The sequence below is a fragment of the Streptomyces roseirectus genome (genome assembly GCF_014489635.1).
GTDB classification, from domain to species: Bacteria; Actinomycetota; Actinomycetes; order Streptomycetales; family Streptomycetaceae; genus Streptomyces; species Streptomyces roseirectus.
Genome location: NZ_CP060828.1, coordinates 4,323,328 through 4,338,851, shown reverse-complemented (window position 1 = coordinate 4,338,851; position 15,524 = coordinate 4,323,328). Strand labels below are relative to the sequence as shown.

Below are 15,524 nucleotides of genomic sequence, written 5' to 3'. Positions count from 1 at the left end.
CCCTGTCAGCCTGTGGTTACCGCAACATCCAAGGTAGCTTCGGACCCTTCGTCCTCCTGGGGACGGGTCGGGCAGTAATCGCTCAGCGGGCAGCTTCCACAAACGGGCTGCTTGTCACGACACAGGTTCTCGCCGATGAATCTAATGGCGGCCATGCGCACTGGTGCGTCCCGGCCAGCGCCAAGAAGTTTGATGAGGTTGAGCCGACCCTCGGTCAATCGGTTGGTCAGGTGCGATTCGTTCTGATGAACCCGCGCGGCCACCCGCAATGCACTCTGGCCGACCAGCATTATGTCGCCGCCAGCCAGCAGCCTGAACAACGCGAGCTCAGCTGGCTTGAGCCCCAACACCTTGCTGTGATCGAGAACCGAATCAGCGTTCACCCAGACCTCGGGCTTGTCGACGACCGGACTGAGCCTGCCCTCCAGACGCTTGCGGAGTGCTGTTGTCGGCGCCGCGTTCACGAGGGCGAGATAGACGTCCTGCGTCAGTTCCCTGTGCCCGGCGACCTCGTCCATCACGTCGGAGAGCTGCTTCGGGTGCAGCTTGCTTCCCGAGAGCACCGCCATGACGAGAGCCCCGAGCGGCTTCATCTTCCGGCCGCCGGGGAACTGGTACCACTGCTTGCCCGCACGCTGCTCCTTGGCCCAGCGGGTCAGCTCCTCACGTACCTTCGGCCACTTGTCCGCGGCTTCGTCCCCGGCGGGAACATCTTGCGGCTGGAGAACCCGGGCCGCGGCTTCGCCCAACAGCGGGGGAACCGCGTTGCCGATCTGGCGGAAGGCGTCGCTCCGCGTACCCGCGAACCGAAAGCGGTCAGGGAAGGTCTGAATCCTCGCGGCTTCACGCACGGTCAGCGTTCGCGCCTCTTCAGGATGGATGTACCAGTAACCGTCCTTGGCGATGTGCGCGGTGATGGTGCGGCTCAGTTCCTCCCAGTCCAGTTTCTTGTACTTGTCGGTGAATTGCTCCGAGTCGTACCTCTGGAAATCCTTCTCGTCCTCTTCCAGTTTCTCTTCGAGCTCGGAGTAGAGGGTTTTGGAATCCATGACCGTGAAGATCCTGAAGTCGTCCTCACGAACCCGCCGTGTCATGTGGTCGTGAATTACACCCTTGTCTGCCCTTCTGCGCATCTCCTTGGCGAAGGAAGAGAGTGTCGACTCCTGCTGCTCGTCGTAGTCGATGACTCGGGCACCCACCGCTTTCAAAGCCTCCGGATTGAGCGCAGGTAGGTCGCCGATGGCATCCCGAAGTTTGGTCTGTTTCTTCGGCTTCCCCCACGCGAAGTCGCCACCGTCTCTCCGTGCGAGGAGGATCAGACGCTTCCTGTGCTGCGGCACGCGATAGTTCCACGCATCGACGAGACGTACCTGGGTCACGTACCCGAGGTTCTCCAACTTTGCCTCGATGATGCGGATCACGCTGAAGTCATCGCCGAGCCCCATGTCGGGGACGTTCTCCATGAGGACGGCACGTGGAAGGAGCCGCTCCACCACATCGACGTAGGCGCGCCAGAGTTCCTTTCGGAGATCGTGCGGGTCACGGTTGTGGTATTCGACCAAGTGTCGGATTTTGCTGCGTCCGGCACGACTGAACGGCTGGCAGGGAGGGCCTCCCGCCACGATGTCGATATCGGCGCCGGAGTCCAGGATTCGCTGGACGAATTCGCCTCGCTGGTCGTCATCGCCGAGGTCGACGCAAAGACTCATTCCCGGGAAGTTTGCTGCATGCGTCTCGCGAGCCCGCTCGTCGAAGTCCACGGCCGCAGCGGTGGTCCATCCGGCCCGCTCAAGGCCCAGGCTCAGCCCGCCGGCACCCGAGAAGAGGTCGACAGCCAGGCGTTTACCTTTTCCGTAACCGGACTCGACCCATTTTCTGAAATCGTCCGGCTCGCAGTGGTGCCTGTGCTTGTCCAGTTTGAGGTAGTCGCTCCGCTCCAGGGGCACGCCGTACGTGCTTTTTGCCCCCTTCTCCTTCGCCACGACCCACTCCTCCGTACCTGATGACCTGAACGACCTCCAGGAGATCACGCACGACGCTGCGGAGGCAAGGCTTCCGGCCGGTCCACGCCGCCGCAAAGCCTCGTCTGTCACGCGGGTGACCTGCCTGGTGAACACTGCTGTTCGCTCACCGTGTCTCATTGGCAACTTGAAGCAGTGTCCTACTCTTGAGGCACCCCATGTTAGAGGACACCGCCCGGGCTACTCTTCGGGACTCCCCAGTTCCGGTTGCGATACGTCCACGAACGTCGCTTGTCTCAACGAACCCCCGAACCAGAAGACACGTTCGATCACAGGGCTATGCCCCTTTGCCGGGCGTCGGGTGCCGCAACCACCGTGAACCCCCGTCCCGGCACACGTGCTGCCCAAATCTCCCGAGCAGCGTTTCCGGAGCCCTCCCCGCCGTTAAGATCGCAGCTGGTACTCCTCGGGCGGGGGTGCGGGTGCGAAGCGGTCAGAGGGGCGAGCGTGGACTCCGAGAACACACAGACGTTCCTTCGTCCCCGTGCGCGCCTGATGAGCACACTCGGCGAGGAACTGATCAGCAACGAGCGGGTGGCGCTCACCGAGCTGGTCAAGAACGCCTACGACGCCGACGCGAGCCTGGTCGTGATCAGGTTCAACGGGCCCTTGGAGGAGGGTTTCGGTTCCATCGAGGTGTGGGACGACGGGCACGGTATGTCCCCCGAGACCGTCCGGGACACCTGGATGGAGATTGCCACACCGTTCCGGCACCGTGCCCCGCACAGTGAGCAGTTCGGGCGAAGGGTTCTCGGTGCAAAGGGAATCGGGCGCTTCTCTGCAGCCCGCCTCGGCGCCGTGACCGCGATCAGGAGTCGCAAGGCCGGCGGCCCCGAGGTGAACATCCGGCTCGACTGGAGCGACTTCGCCGCCGAGAACGCCTACCTCGACCAGGTACCGGTCCAGTGGAACGTGGGCGCTCCCGAGGTGTTCGCCGACAACGGCGAAGCGCGACGCCTCTTCGACGAGGTGACAAGTACTTTCCGCGCGAGCGGGAAACAGCCCGCCTGGACGGGCTCTCACGGCACTCTCGTCCGGCTCGAAGGGCTTCGGCAGGACTGGGGGGCCGAGTCGGTGGAGAGCCTGAAGCGGTCCCTGTCCCGACTCCTCCCCCCTCCCCCTCCTGCGGAGCTGGACGTACCCGACCAGCCGGAGTTCACGATCTACCTCTCCCTTCCGGCCGGGCCGTTGGACCACCACACCGGTTTCGTCGCGGCCAGCGAAGCTCTGGCACACCCGCACTACCGCCTCATAGGGACCATCGACGAAAACGGTCTCGCCGACCTGACCATGACCAACCTGACGTCCGGGCAGTCGGAAACCCTGAACCAGTACGTCTTCCCGTCGCACGGGAAGGCACCCAAGTGCGGCCCCCTGAAGCTGGACCTCCGTACCTGGGACCTCGACTCGGCCTCCCTCAAGGAGATGCTCAACATCGACCTCGGGGCCCGCAACATCACCGAGGTCCGTAAGCTGATCAAGGACAACAGCGGTGTCGCCCTCTACCGGGACGGCTTCCGGGTGCAGCCCTTCGGCGAGGTCGACTTCGACTGGCTGCGCTTCGACCTCCGCCGCGTGAACAACCCCACCATGCGGTTCTCAAACAACCAGGTCGCGGGCTTCGTGTACATATCGGCGGACGGCAACCCCGGGCTTCGGGACCGGTCGCACCGGGAAGGGCTCATCGACTCTCCCGAGTACGAGGACCTGAAGGGTGTACTGACCCAGGCCGTGAGCCGACTCGAGACCTGGCGCTACAGGCTGCGCCGTCCGAATGGGGAGGGCCGCCAGTCGGGTCCGGTCACGGTGGACACCCCCTCCGGCGCTGGAAGCGACCGCCACGGCCTGTTCCAGAACTTCACCCTCTCGCCCGTCCGGGACGTTCTCAACGCGAAGTACCCGGACGACACCGAGTTGAGCCGCGCGCTGGAGGAGGCTCAGGAAACGATCGACGAGAGCGTCGAGAAAGTCCAGGAGGTCCTCTCGCAGTTCTCCCGCCTCGCGACTCTCGGAGCCCTGGTTGACGTCGTACTGCACGACGGTCGAACGGCACTGACACGCATCGCCTACGTCCTCCGTCGGCTGAACAAGCTGGCAGGCCGTAAGCGCGACGAGGACGAACAACTCGCCTCCGCTCTCACGAAGATGCACGTCGACCTCACGGCGCAAGAACAGGCTTTGGACCGGCTCTTCACCCGCGTCGAGCCGCTGAGCGGCCGGCGGCGAGGCCGCCCCCGCGCCCTGTCTCTCCAAGCCGCGATCGACGAGGCCGTCGCGGTCCACGAGGGCACGCTCAAGAAGCATGGCATCACCGTCACCGTCAGCGGCGAGGACGTGACAGTGACGGCTGACCCCGGTGACATCTCCCAGGTGGTCCACAACCTCGTAGGGAACTCCATCTACTGGCTCTCCACCCTGCCCGAGGGGAAGGAGCGCACCATCCTCATCGAGACGAGGCGGACGCCCGACGACGAGGTCGACATCGACGTGAGCGACAGCGGCCCCGGAGTACGTGAGGAGATCCGAGAGATGATCTTCGACACGTACTTCAGCGACAAGGAGGACGGCATCGGGCTGGGCCTCAGCATCGCCGGCAGCGTCGTGAAGGACTTCTACGACGGCGATCTGTCCCTGGTGACGCCAGGGCCCCTCGCCGGAGCCACGTTCAGGGCAAGACTGAGAAGGAGAGTTGGGTGACGGACGGGGGCGCGGTGTACCGGGTCTTGATTGTCGAGGACGAGGTGGACATCGCGGAGGAACTGTCCGAGATGCTCGGGGAGGAGCTCTCGGACCTCGGAACGCTCGACATCCACGTCGAGAACGATTTCGACGAAGCCGAACGCCTGCTGGAGACCCAGCCGTTCGATCTGGTTGTTCTGGATGTCAGGGACGCGACACGGGGTGGCTCCACCGCGCACCCCAACCTGCAGGGCCGGGAACTGTACGACCGGATAGCCAAGACCCGCTGGGTGCCGGTTGTCTTCTGCACCGGCCTCGCGGAGCAGGTGAACGACCTGGCGCAGCCACCGCTCATCCAGGTGGTCCCGAAGAACCGGCTGGACGACGCCGTCACCGCGATACGGGAGGGCCTCGAGTCCGGTGTCCCGGTCCTCACCCGGCACATCACCGCCCTCGTGGACGAGCACGTACGCGGATTCCTGCGGGACGAGATCGCCCCGAACTGGGACCGGCTCGAGGCCGTCGACCGTAGCCAGATCGCCCCCGTTCTCGTGCACCGCCTGGCGGCCTGGCTGAAGGAGAACGCGGCCGAGGCCCTCGGAGCCGCGCTCGGTTCCTCCGAGGACCGTGTGATGGGACACGCGTCGACCGCCCGGATGTACCTGATGCCGCCGGTTACGAAACACGTGACCGCGGCAGACATTCTGCGGGACCCCCAGGACGGCTGGTGGCTCGTCCTCACCCCTGCGTGCGACCTCTACGAGGACCTGCTGAGCGGCGGCAACCGCGCGGCCAAGGCCGAGTACGTGCGTCTCGCCAAGGCGGTGCCGTTGAGTGAAGCGCCCTTGATCGCTCGTTGGGTCGAGGCCGGATCTCCCATCAAGGGGAGCAAGGAGCGGAACGCGGCTCTGGAGATGTTCCGCGACAACAATGCCCGTTACCGGATCCTGCCCAAGTACCTCGACATCCCGGACCTGCTGGTCGACTTCGAGATCGTGCAGTCTGTTCCGTTGGCAGAGGTCCGCTCGTGGACCCAGGTCGCCACGCTGGACAGCCCGTTCGCCGAGGCCATGCTGACCTCGCACGGGCACTCGGTGGCCAGGATCGGCACCCCCGTCGTCGACTACGAGAACATCAAGCAGTCCCTGGGGCTGGACGGAAAGGGGAAGGCCGCGGAGCAGAAGCCGGTTCCGAACCCTCGTACCACGACGAAGGATGCCAAGCAGTCCTGATTTTCGGCCGGGATGGTCAGCCTGTCGGCCATCTCGCCCGCGCGCTGAATTCTGAAGCGTGATCTGAGCGACCGTGTCGGGGATCTCAGACGGCAGAGTCGTGGAGCCCTGTGATCCATGGGAGATGAGGTGGCCCATGCCTCCGCAGGGCCCGGTACGCCGGCACGAACTCCCGCACAAGTGCGAAGGGGGGAGCGCTCTTCAACCGGTGGCACTCTCCGGCAAGGACTTCAGCGAAGGCCAGCAACTTGCGGTGGGCTGCTCCCTCCATCAGGCGCGCTGCTGCCTTGGCGCCGTCGCTGATCAGCTTCGTGGTGCTGATCAACTCGTCCTTGGCGGCTGGATCCCCGTGTGCAAGGGCAGGTGACAGGCGGTCTCGTTCACCGAGGACGTGGGCAGCTGCCAGGCAGAGAACCGTTGACGCTGTTGCTTCGGCGGGTTCTCCCGCGTTGGTCATGGCATTTGCCAGCAGTGGGAGAGTGGCGAAAGGCAGGGGGTCGGCAGTGTCCCAGAGGGGCTCTGCGACCTGGAGCCCGGCATGTGTTCCCGTACGGTCCACGTGCAGCAGAGGCCGGTCAGGAGACTCCTGACGTAGTTCCCAGCACTCGACGCTGGGGTCCGCGATGGCGCCCCTGAGGATCGCACGAAACGCCTCTCTCAGGCTCTCAACGGAGACGTCGGGCACGTCCAGCCGCACGAGACTGCCACGGCGCCGGATGTCCAGCACCGGGAATCTGACTTCTCCTGCTGCCTGGAGTATGGAGAGGTCTCGGCCGACGTAGTTCGAGTCCTCCGCGCCCCGGACGACCAGCGATGTGTTCTGTGCGTAGGCCACTGCCACCCCGTGCTCGAACCCGCGACAAATGGCGCGAGCGCGGAGCGCTGCGTCCAGTACCTCGTCGAGATCGGCTGGCCGTCCGCCCAAGAGGAGTGTGTCGTTGACAGGGTCCCAGTGGAAATCCTCGTGGGCGTTCGCGTTGCGCCACTCGGAGCGGATCGTCGAGGCAAGCAACTTGCACAGTGGCTGGCCGTCTTGAGCTGCCAGCAGATCCCGGACGGTGGCGAGCGAGGCCCCCTGCGGAACCGTCCTTCCCAGCAGTTCCAGTACCACAACAGCCGTGCGCCTGACGTCTGCTTCCAGCACGGCCCGGTGCAGGTCCATGACCGCCCGCGCCTTTTCTTCCTGGTACTCCTCCTCGTAGCAAGCGTCGAGGTAGGCGATCTGTCCGCGATGGGCGGACACCATCTCCGGTTCTCGGGCTACGTGTCGTGCCATCACTGAACATGCCAGTTCCGGATCGGACTTTAGATGGGACGTCACCAGGTCACGTCCCAGGAGGGCAGCACGGTGCGTTACCAAGGGGCGATCGGAGATCGCTAGGACGGCAAGGTGATGGAGAAGTATTACCGTTAGGGGCAGTGAGTCATCGATCAGATGTCTCATGCTCCGGCGCAGCCGATGATCGAGCATCTGCGGGGCTTCCGCCCAGGCGGCCAAGAGGCGGGCCCGCGACGCCACACCCGACCCGGGACCCACTTGCTCGGCCGACACCCCGAGCGTTCGCTGGTAGACGTCCTCGTCAGGAAGGTCGGCGTGATCAGTCTTGGCGGCAGTTTCCAGAGTTCGCCCGGCTGCCTGAGCCGCGAGAGCATACTTCCGTGCTGCAGACCAAGCGGACTCCGCCCATCCCTGTTCCAGGCAGACGAACAGCGCCTGAACCTCGTTCCGATTCGCTCGCGCCAGGTCAGTCGCCAACCGTCGCTCTGCTGCGCTCGTACGGGACGGACTGAACCGGGACACCTCTTCTGCGACAGCGCTCAGGGCAACAACCGACGCGTGGAGACTCCGCAACAACTCCGGAAGCTGCTTCCCGACGGTCCGGCCCGAAGCGGTCCGTAGGCGCAGGATCTCCGTAACCTTCTCGTCGGTCTCCCGCTGAAGCCCAGACAGGTTGGCTTCCCTCAGCACTGTCTTCCATTGCGCGCGGGTCACCGGCACAAAGGCGACTTCCTGCTGTCCCGTGATCTGCTCAGGAGGCGCGGAGAGATTCAGCTTTCGGGTCACTTCTCGCACAGCCGCGCAGGACTCTCGTTCAGCTGCGCCCAGTTGGTCGGGAAGAGATATGTCCACCAGCACAGGATGACACCGGCAACCCGCTTGGAGCGTGATGTTTTCCTCGTGACTGTCGGTGCCTGCGCACGACGATGATGCTGGCGTGATGTCAATCCCCAGATTTCGTAGAGACGTTGGTTATGCGGCCCGGTCTTGTTGATCGAGCCGAGCTCGCGCTTGTTGGATGATCCGTTCGAACTCGACGGGTGGTTGCCCGCTGGCCGCGCTGTGGCGTCGTTTGGTGGTGTAGAAGTCCGCGATCCAGATGGCGGTCTTCAGCCGCGCCTCGGCGCGGGTGGCGAAACGGTGTCGGTGGACGTGTTCGACCTTGAGGACCGAGTGGAACGACTCCGCGGCGGCGTTGTCCAGGGCGGAGCCGGCACGGCCCATCGACTGCACCATGCCCCACCTGCCACAAAGCCGCCTGAACGCCTCGGAGTTGTACTCCGGTCCGCGGTCGGTGTGGAAAATGACGCCGTCCACTTGGCCGCCTCTGGTCGCGATCGCCATCTGCAGGGCAGCGCTGACCAGCGTCGTGTCGTGCCGGTCGCCCATCGCGTAGCCCAGGGCCCGGCGGGAGAACGCGTCGTGCACGCTCGCGAGGTAGAGCTTGCCCTCGCCGGTGTCGATCTCGGTCATGTCACCCCACCACAAGATATTCGGCGCGATCGCGTCGAACCTGCGCAGCACCAGGTCACGTGCCGTCTTCCGCTTCCCGGGACGGGTCAGCGAACGCCGGCGGCGTGGTGGCTCGCGGCCCTGCAGGCCGAGCTCGGCCATGATGTCGGCGACGGTGTTCTGCGACACCTGCCGGCCCTCCTCCCACAAGTCCGGCGTGATCCTCGGCGAGCCGTAGGTGCGGCCTGACCGGTCGAAGAAGTACGAGATCCGCTCGGCCAGCAGTACCCGTCTGACCTCGCGTTTCGCCGGCTCGGACGGTCTGCGCCGCCACTTGTGGAACCACGCCTCCGACACCCCCAGGGCTCGACAGGAGGTGCGATGCGGAATCTTGAAATCGGTCCTCTGGTCGCTGATCACCCCGACGAGCGCCGCCGGGTCCGCAACAGCTACTTCACCCACAGGACCATGCAGCGTTTGAGGACATCACGCTCCATGACCAGCTCCTTGTTGTCCCGCTTGAGCTGGGCATTCTCCCGTCGCAACCGTGCAAGTTCCTCGCTCTCACCCGTCGGACCGGCCTTGCCGGCCACCCGTGCCCTCGACACCCAGGTGGCCAGCGTCGTCTCATTGATCCCAAGGTCCTTCGCGACCTGTGGGATCGGCTTGCCGGTCTCCGCCACGATCCGCACAGCCCCCTCACGGAACTCCGCGTCGAACTTCCGCCTCTTGCCCGCCATGACCCTCAACTTCCCCTGCAGTCACGGTCTCTACGCTACGAGGGGAAGGTCAGTGAGGCCCGCCGTCTGTGTTGGAAGGTCTCCGTGTACGATGCGCGAGCCGATGGTGAGGCAAGGCCGCCTTTAGAATGGATCGACCGCCAAGTCGTGCAGGCTGACCGAGGGAACGGTGCCGGAACCTGAGCGAAGGGGTGCTTGTGGAGATTCTACAGTGGCCCCCATGGCTCTCCAATTGGTCGAATGCGTCGTCGGGAGACCAGTTTCGGTCTCACTGATGGGTCGGCGACAACCCCGTCGGTGGACAACCGGTGGACAGACGCCTTTGGACGGTGCATCACAGGGTGGCACGGGCCAACCTGCCGCACATGTTCTGATCAGGCAAAACGTCACCACGCAGCACGACGAATCACCACGCAACACGAACGCTCATGGTCTCGTAATGCGTAGGTCTCGGGTTCGAATCCCGAAGGCGGCTCTTGTGAAGCCCAGGTCAGATGCTGTCTGACCTGGGCTTTTTTCTTGCCCGTGATGTGGTGCGTGAGCGCGGCACGGTGCGAAAAGGCGGCCTGGGGGCCAGCGGTGACGTAACGGTGTCGTGGCGTGCAGGAGGCGTGCAGGCCGGTGACATGGGCCGTTCGGCGGTGGCTGACTGTGGTTTGGGGGACTTCTGCAAACGCGGGAGCCCCGGCCGTAGCTGGCCGGGGCTCCCGCGCGATGGCCTGCGGAAGGGCGGCATCGCGTCGAGCTGGGCCTTGAGTTGCTTACGGCGAGTCCGGTGCTCCGCGCCCTTGTAGGGGGTGGCCTTGAGTTCCTGAGCGACGGCCCGGCGCTGGGCGTTCTGCTCCTGGATCTCGATGTCGCGTTCGTTGATCGCGTTGAACATCACGGTGAGGTGGCGGACGCGGACGTCGGTCTCGTAGCGGGACGTGTCGCCTCGACGCAGGTTCTTCTTGCCCGCGAGCCAGGTGTCGAGCTGCTTCTCGACCGTGGTCTTCAGGGTGACCTGCTGGCCCATCTTGATCCGGCGGCGGGTCTCGTCGTAGTCCGGGACCGGGGATTTGTCCCTGAGGCACTTCTTCAGGAGGTCGCTGATCTGCTGGCGGCCCCAGTCGTCGTCCTCGTCCGGGATCTTCAGCAGGACCCAGACCTTGTCGAGTTCCTCCTGGGCTTTGGCGGAGGTCTCGAAGCTGCTCTTGCGGTAGCGGCGTTCCGTGGCCAGGGTGGCGGAAGCGCGTGCGGCGATCAGGACGTTGTCGTGGGCGCGATGGAGGTCGAGGAGTTCCTGCGCACTGGTCCGGGACCGGGGCTGTGGTGCGTTCTTCGCCGGTGAACCAGGTCGGTGCTTCCCAGGTGGCGCCGGCGTCGACTGCCGCCGTGGAGTTGGCCAGGGCCAGGCCCAGGTTGTTGTGGGCGTGCAGGCCGATGGCCGAGCCGGTCACCGAGCGGACCAGGGTGACCAGGCGGGAGACCTCTTCCGACAGGAGGCTGCCGTTGGAGTCCGCCAGGTAGATCACGTCTGCCCCCGCGTCCTCGGAGAGCGCGGCGAGCTCGACCAGGCGCCGGCGGTCGAGCCGGCTGACCCGGGTGATGTTGACGGTGGTGGTGAAGCCGATGTCCGCGGCCCTGCGCAGCATGGCCGGCCCCGGCTCGGGTGTCTTCGACGGCAGGCAGAGCCGCACGAGCCGCACGCCCGCCCGGTACATCCGCGTGAGGTCGTCGTCGGCGATGTTCTTCGGGTGCAGGATCATGCAGATCTGTTCGGGCGGTATGACCTCGGCGACGGCCCGTATGTGGTCGTCGGTACCGACGCCGGTCAGCCCCACGCCCGGTTTGGGCTGGGCGTAGTCGAGCGAGAAGTCGAAGTTGTTCGATTCAGCGCGTTCGCCATTGCCGCGACGGGTCCGCATGCTGGATCAGCGGATTCCTGAACGGAATCACGGCCGAGCAGACCCGGAGTTCTCGCTGTGAACGCTATCGGCATCGGCAGAGCAAGGCTTACCTGTCCTCAAGGATTGTCGAATTTTCCTCGACGACCTTTCGACGCACCTGGGAGCAGACCCCTGAAAGTATCGATGACCAATTCCGGTCGATGTCCGGGCGGAGTGCTAGGGACATTCGCATGGTGATCGGGAAGTTTTCGAGCTTTTTGAGTTTGATGCGTCGTGAGGATATCGAGGCGACTGCTGTCGGATAGACCAGGGTCCAGGCGGGCGAGCCTGCGCCGATTTCGGCCAGGGTGTCCTGGAGGCCGGTGAAGGGTGGGCCTGGCGCCGGATCGAAACCGGCGTCCTGGCAGGCGAGCAGTACCGAGTCGTGGAGGATGGTGTTCTGGGTTCGGTCGGCGATGCGCAGGGGGAGTTCGGCGAGGTCGTGGAGGGTGAGGGTGGGTTTTTCGGCCAGGGGATGGGTGGCGGGGAGGGCTACCAGCAGTGGGTCGTACCACAGGGTGAGCAGATTCAGCCCTGGCACGCTCTCGACTCCGCGGATGAAGGCGGCGTCCAGTGTGCCGGCCTGTAGTTCCTTGAGGCGTTCCTGTATGCCGAGTGTCTGGAATTCGAAGCGGGTGTTCATTCCGTGTCGAGGCAGGGCGTCCAGGAAGTAGTCGAGGCGTCGTCCTAGTGCCGAGCTGATGCCAAGGCGGAAGGTGTCGCTCTCCTGGGTCGCCGTTTTTCTGGCCTTGGCCGTGAAGGTGTCGACCGCTCGCAGGATCTCTTGGCCTTCGGTGAGCAGTTCCCGGCCGAATGGGGTGAGCTGTATGGAACGCCGGGATCTGTCGAAAAGGTCTGCGCCCAATTCGCGTTCCAGGCGTCGGACCTGCTGGCTCACCGCGGGCTGTCCGATATTCAGGCGCTCGGCGGCCCGGCCGAAATGCAACTCCTCGGCGACGGCCACGAAGTACTGGATCTGACGCAATTCCACTCGGCCCCCCCGCGCCTGCCCGACAAACTGGGCTGATGTCACGGGAGTGATCATCTCATGACCCATAGGATTCGCGGCAGAAATTTACGATCAATATACGATGCGCTCCTTCCTGCCGCGTGGCCGGCGTCAGGAAGAAGCGGAAGGACACGATTCCCAGGAGGGACGTGCCGGCGACGTACCAGCCGAGGCTGAACAGATCCCCCGCGGGAAGCCGGCTGACCGTGAAGATGCCCAGCGACGCGCCGAGCAGTTGGAGCGCCAGCATCAGCAGGGCGCCCGTGGAGAAGAAACCGTGGCCCCACCACAGGAGGCGGTCGATCGCGCGGGTACGAACCAGGGCGCGCGAGGTCAGGTTGCCCGCCACGTAGGCGACCCAGACGGTGGTGTAGCAGTAGCTCGTCGTCACGGTGGCCAGCCCCATCCGCTGGAAGATCAGCGGGGACGCGGCCAGGTAACCGAAGAAGAGCGGGCAGGTGAGCAGCCGCGGGTAACCGCGCAGGGTGGCGCCCAGGTGCCGGCCGCGCCGCTTGGGCGGCAGGTTCTCGGGCACCCGCGCGGCCATGACGAGCAGGGTCAGCGCACCGGTCAGAGCGGTCATCGCGAACGGGGCCCGCCAGCTGACGTACGTGGTCAGGTAGCCGCCGACGAGAGGGGCGACCGAGGGGGAGACGCCCACGATCGGCATGACCGTGGCGAACATCCGGGCCGCGTCCTTCTCCTCGTACAGGTCGCTGATGACCGCGCGGCCGATCACCATGCCCGATCCGGCGCCCAGCGCCTGCGGCAGCCGGCCGGCCCCGAAGACCTCGATGGTGGGCGCGCCCGCGCAGATCAGGGACGCGGCGACGAAGACGCCGAGGCCGAAGAGGATGACGCGCTTGCGGCCGTACGCGAACAGGCCGCCTGCGTTGAGCTAGCACAGCACGGCGAGCAGCAGCGCGTACGGCGTGTGGGCCAGGGCGGTCGTCGTGAACGGACTTCCCTGAGGTCAGGAGGAGGTCAGGAGGAGGTCAGGAGGGGGGCAGGGGGCGGCGCGTTCAGCGGTCCGGTGCGGCCCCCCGAGCCGGTCCGGGCCGGTCTGAGTCGGTCAGGGCCGGTCCGGGCCGGTACGGGGGACGACCGGGCCGGACCGGTGGTCCGGGGAGGGGAACCCGTCAGCTCCTGGCCGCGCGGGCCGCGAGGGTTTCCCCGGCGATCGACCAACTGTCGGGGGCGATCTCCTGGACGGTGATCCAGACGCTCTCCGGCTTCGCGCCGGTCGCCCGCACATAGGCATCGGTCAGCTCGCGCACGAGCTCGCTCTTCTGCTCGGCGGTCTTGCCGGGGGTCTGCTGAACGTGGATGAGGGGCATGGGTATCTCCGATCGGGCCTGGTGAGGAACGCGACGGGGGCGTTCCGTCGCGGATCAAGTCCAGCACCGGCGTACCTGCCGTCCAAGACGCGATCGACTCTGACGACGATCACGATTCGTGATGAGTCAGCGCCGGGGGCGGAAGGTGGCGACCATCAGGCCGCCGGTGACGGCGAGGGTCAGGAGGGTGAGGGCGAACGCGGTCGTGCCGTTCGTCAGGCCGATGGTGTCGCTGAGGTAGCCGGTCGAGACCGGCAGTGCTCCGGCGGGTATGTAACCGCCGATGTTGAGCGCCGCGTTGGCCTCGGCGAGCCGGTGGGCGGGGACGCTGTGGTTGAGCAGGGAGAGGGCGCCGAGTTGGCCCATGCCCTGGCCGGTGCCGGCCAGGAGGGCGGAGGCGATCAGTGCGGGGACCGATGAGGTGTGTACGGCGGTGGTGAGCGTGATCATGCTGAGCGTGGTGCTGATCGCCCCGGCGGTCAGAATGGTGCGCCGGTTCAGCTTCTGCACCGCGAATTGCACGCCGGTGGCGGCCAGGAACATCGCGAACGCCATGGCGCCGGCGATGGTGCGGCTGGTGGTGCCGAGCAGGCCGGACAGCAGTGACGGGCCGAGCGAGAGCATGAACGACGTCGCCGTGATGCCGGGGGCGAAGACGGCGATGCCGAGGGCGAGTCGCAGGCCGTCGCCGCGCGGGACGCCGGGGACGCGGATCCAGGGGCCCGCCACGGGCGCGGTGGGCCGGCGTACGGGCATCCGCAGCACGGCGAGCACCGCGGTGGCGAGCAGCACCGCCTCCACCACGAAGACGGTGACGGTGGGAGCGGGCGCGGTCTCGGACAGCACGCCCGCGAGGAGCGGGCCGAGGCCGGCCCCGAAGACCATGGCGCAGGAGGCGAGCAGCGCCGCGAGCCGCTTACGGCTCTGCCCAGCCACGTCCGTCACGGCGGCCGTGCCCGCCGCCACGTCCGTCACCGCGGCCATCCCCGCGGAGACGACCGCTCCGACGGCGATCCCGGTGAACAGCCGGGCCGCGATCAGCGCGGCCACGGTGGACGCGGTCGCGAAGACGGCGCAGGCGGCCAGCGCGAGCCCGAGCGCGGGCAGCAGGACCGCCTTGCGGCCGAGCCGGTCGGAGACGACGCCGGAGACGAGCAGCGATCCGAGCAGGCTGACGATGTAGAAGGCGAAGATCACGGTCAGGGTCCCCTTGGAGAACCCGATCTCGCGCTGCCACAGCACGTACAGCGGCGTCGCCGCGTTGGACAGGACGAAGACCGCCGCCACCGGCCAGGCGGCCAGCCACACCCACCCCCGCGACGCTCCCCGTTCAACAGCCGCCCTCGCAGGCGCGGTTCGGTTCTCCGGCATGACAGGCCCTCCCGCCGGCTAAGTACGAGTTTTCTCGAACTTAGCATGCAGTACGATCGGAGTCGTACTGAGGATCCGGGCCCTGAGGAGTCGTCCATGCCTGCCATCGAGCCTCCGGCGGACCTGCCCGAGCCGTTGCCCGAGCCCGCCGTGGAGGACCTGCGGCTGGAAACCGTGCTCGGCGCGCTGAGTGATCCGCTGCGGCTGCGGATCGTGCGGAAACTCCTCCTGGAGTCGGAGGACTTCGACCACACCTGCGGCTGGTTCGGGCTCGACCGCCCCAAGTCCTCGCTGACCCACCACTTCAAGGCCCTGCGCGAGGCGGGAGTCACCCGGCAGCGCCAGTACGGCCTGGAGCGCCGCAGCCACGTCCGCGTCGACGACCTCGAAGCGCGTTTCCCCGGCCTGCTGGACCTCGTCGCGGCCTGGACGCCCGACGAGCGCTGAAGCCCAGGCCGGGACCGTTCCGACCTGGG

The 15,524-nt window shown here is 66.1% G+C and carries 13 protein-coding genes and 1 pseudogene; 5 read left to right on the top strand and 9 right to left on the bottom strand.

Annotated features, from left to right (window positions below):
• Positions 1-5: 5 nt before the first annotated feature.
• Positions 6-1,982, bottom strand: a complete 1,977-nt coding sequence (locus IAG44_RS17935; RefSeq protein WP_246561811.1) for a DNA cytosine methyltransferase — start codon at positions 1,980-1,982, stop codon at positions 6-8.
• A 354-nt stretch (positions 1,983-2,336) separates the two neighbouring features.
• Here IAG44_RS17935 and IAG44_RS17930 point away from each other — a divergent pair, with 354 nt between their 5' ends.
• Positions 2,337-4,718 (top strand): sensor histidine kinase, encoded by a 2,382-nt coding sequence (locus IAG44_RS17930; protein WP_246561809.1) that lies wholly within the window; start codon positions 2,337-2,339, stop codon positions 4,716-4,718.
• Positions 4,715-5,932: a DNA-binding transcriptional response regulator gene (locus IAG44_RS17925; RefSeq protein ID WP_187748108.1), complete on the top strand. Its 1,218-nt coding sequence runs from the start codon at positions 4,715-4,717 to the stop codon at positions 5,930-5,932. The genes IAG44_RS17930 and IAG44_RS17925 overlap by 4 nt, the downstream gene beginning before the upstream one ends.
• 85 nt (positions 5,933-6,017) lie before the next feature.
• Here the strand turns inward: IAG44_RS17925 and IAG44_RS17920 are convergent, their stop codons facing one another.
• The 3 genes from IAG44_RS17920 to IAG44_RS17910 form a co-directional block, all read right to left on the bottom strand.
• Positions 6,018-8,063 (bottom strand): hypothetical protein, encoded by a 2,046-nt coding sequence (locus tag IAG44_RS17920; protein WP_187748107.1) that lies wholly within the window; start codon positions 8,061-8,063, stop codon positions 6,018-6,020.
• Between the two features lie 120 nt (positions 8,064-8,183).
• The gene (locus IAG44_RS17915) at positions 8,184-9,125 is read right to left on the bottom strand and encodes an IS3 family transposase (protein ID WP_187748106.1); all 942 of its coding nucleotides are present in this window, start codon (positions 9,123-9,125) and stop codon (positions 8,184-8,186) included.
• Complete coding sequence (locus IAG44_RS17910; protein WP_187748105.1) at positions 9,113-9,403, bottom strand: transposase; 291 nt, start codon at positions 9,401-9,403, stop codon at positions 9,113-9,115. Before IAG44_RS17910 ends, IAG44_RS17915 begins: the two co-directional genes overlap by 13 nt.
• Before the next feature lie 775 nt (positions 9,404-10,178).
• On the opposite strand from IAG44_RS17910, the gene IAG44_RS43560 reads away from it, so the two are divergent.
• Complete coding sequence (locus tag IAG44_RS43560; RefSeq protein ID WP_246561806.1) at positions 10,179-10,733, top strand: hypothetical protein; 555 nt, start codon at positions 10,179-10,181, stop codon at positions 10,731-10,733.
• 76 nt (positions 10,734-10,809) lie between these two features.
• Here IAG44_RS43560 and IAG44_RS44755 read toward each other — a convergent pair.
• A pseudogene (locus tag IAG44_RS44755) lies at positions 10,810-11,037 on the bottom strand (hypothetical protein); the annotation flags it as partial.
• Here IAG44_RS44755 and IAG44_RS43555 point away from each other — a divergent pair.
• Positions 11,015-11,248 carry a hypothetical protein gene (locus IAG44_RS43555; RefSeq protein WP_246561804.1) on the top strand — a complete coding sequence of 78 codons (234 nt, stop codon included), beginning with the start codon at positions 11,015-11,017 and terminating at the stop codon, positions 11,246-11,248. The pseudogene IAG44_RS44755 and the gene IAG44_RS43555 overlap by 23 nt on opposite strands.
• A gap of 150 nt (positions 11,249-11,398) precedes the next feature.
• Here IAG44_RS43555 and IAG44_RS17900 read toward each other — a convergent pair whose 3' ends face one another.
• From IAG44_RS17900 to IAG44_RS17885, 4 genes are all read right to left on the bottom strand, one after another.
• Entirely contained in the window at positions 11,399-12,364 is a 966-nt protein-coding gene (locus IAG44_RS17900; protein ID WP_187748103.1) for a LysR family transcriptional regulator, read from the bottom strand.
• 13 nt (positions 12,365-12,377) lie between these two features.
• Entirely contained in the window at positions 12,378-13,223 is an 846-nt protein-coding gene (locus IAG44_RS17895; protein WP_187752740.1) for an MFS transporter, read from the bottom strand.
• A 256-nt stretch (positions 13,224-13,479) separates the two neighbouring features.
• Positions 13,480-13,677 carry a tautomerase family protein gene (locus IAG44_RS17890; RefSeq protein WP_187748102.1) on the bottom strand — a complete coding sequence of 66 codons (198 nt, stop codon included), beginning with the start codon at positions 13,675-13,677 and terminating at the stop codon, positions 13,480-13,482.
• A gap of 126 nt (positions 13,678-13,803) precedes the next feature.
• Entirely contained in the window at positions 13,804-15,048 is a 1,245-nt protein-coding gene (locus IAG44_RS17885) for an MFS transporter (protein WP_187748101.1), read from the bottom strand.
• A gap of 96 nt (positions 15,049-15,144) precedes the next feature.
• Between IAG44_RS17885 and IAG44_RS17880 the strand changes: the two genes are divergently transcribed.
• On the top strand, positions 15,145-15,495 hold the full coding sequence (locus tag IAG44_RS17880) for an ArsR/SmtB family transcription factor (RefSeq protein ID WP_187748100.1): 351 nt from the start codon (positions 15,145-15,147) through the stop codon (positions 15,493-15,495).
• Positions 15,496-15,524: the final 29 nt, after the last annotated feature.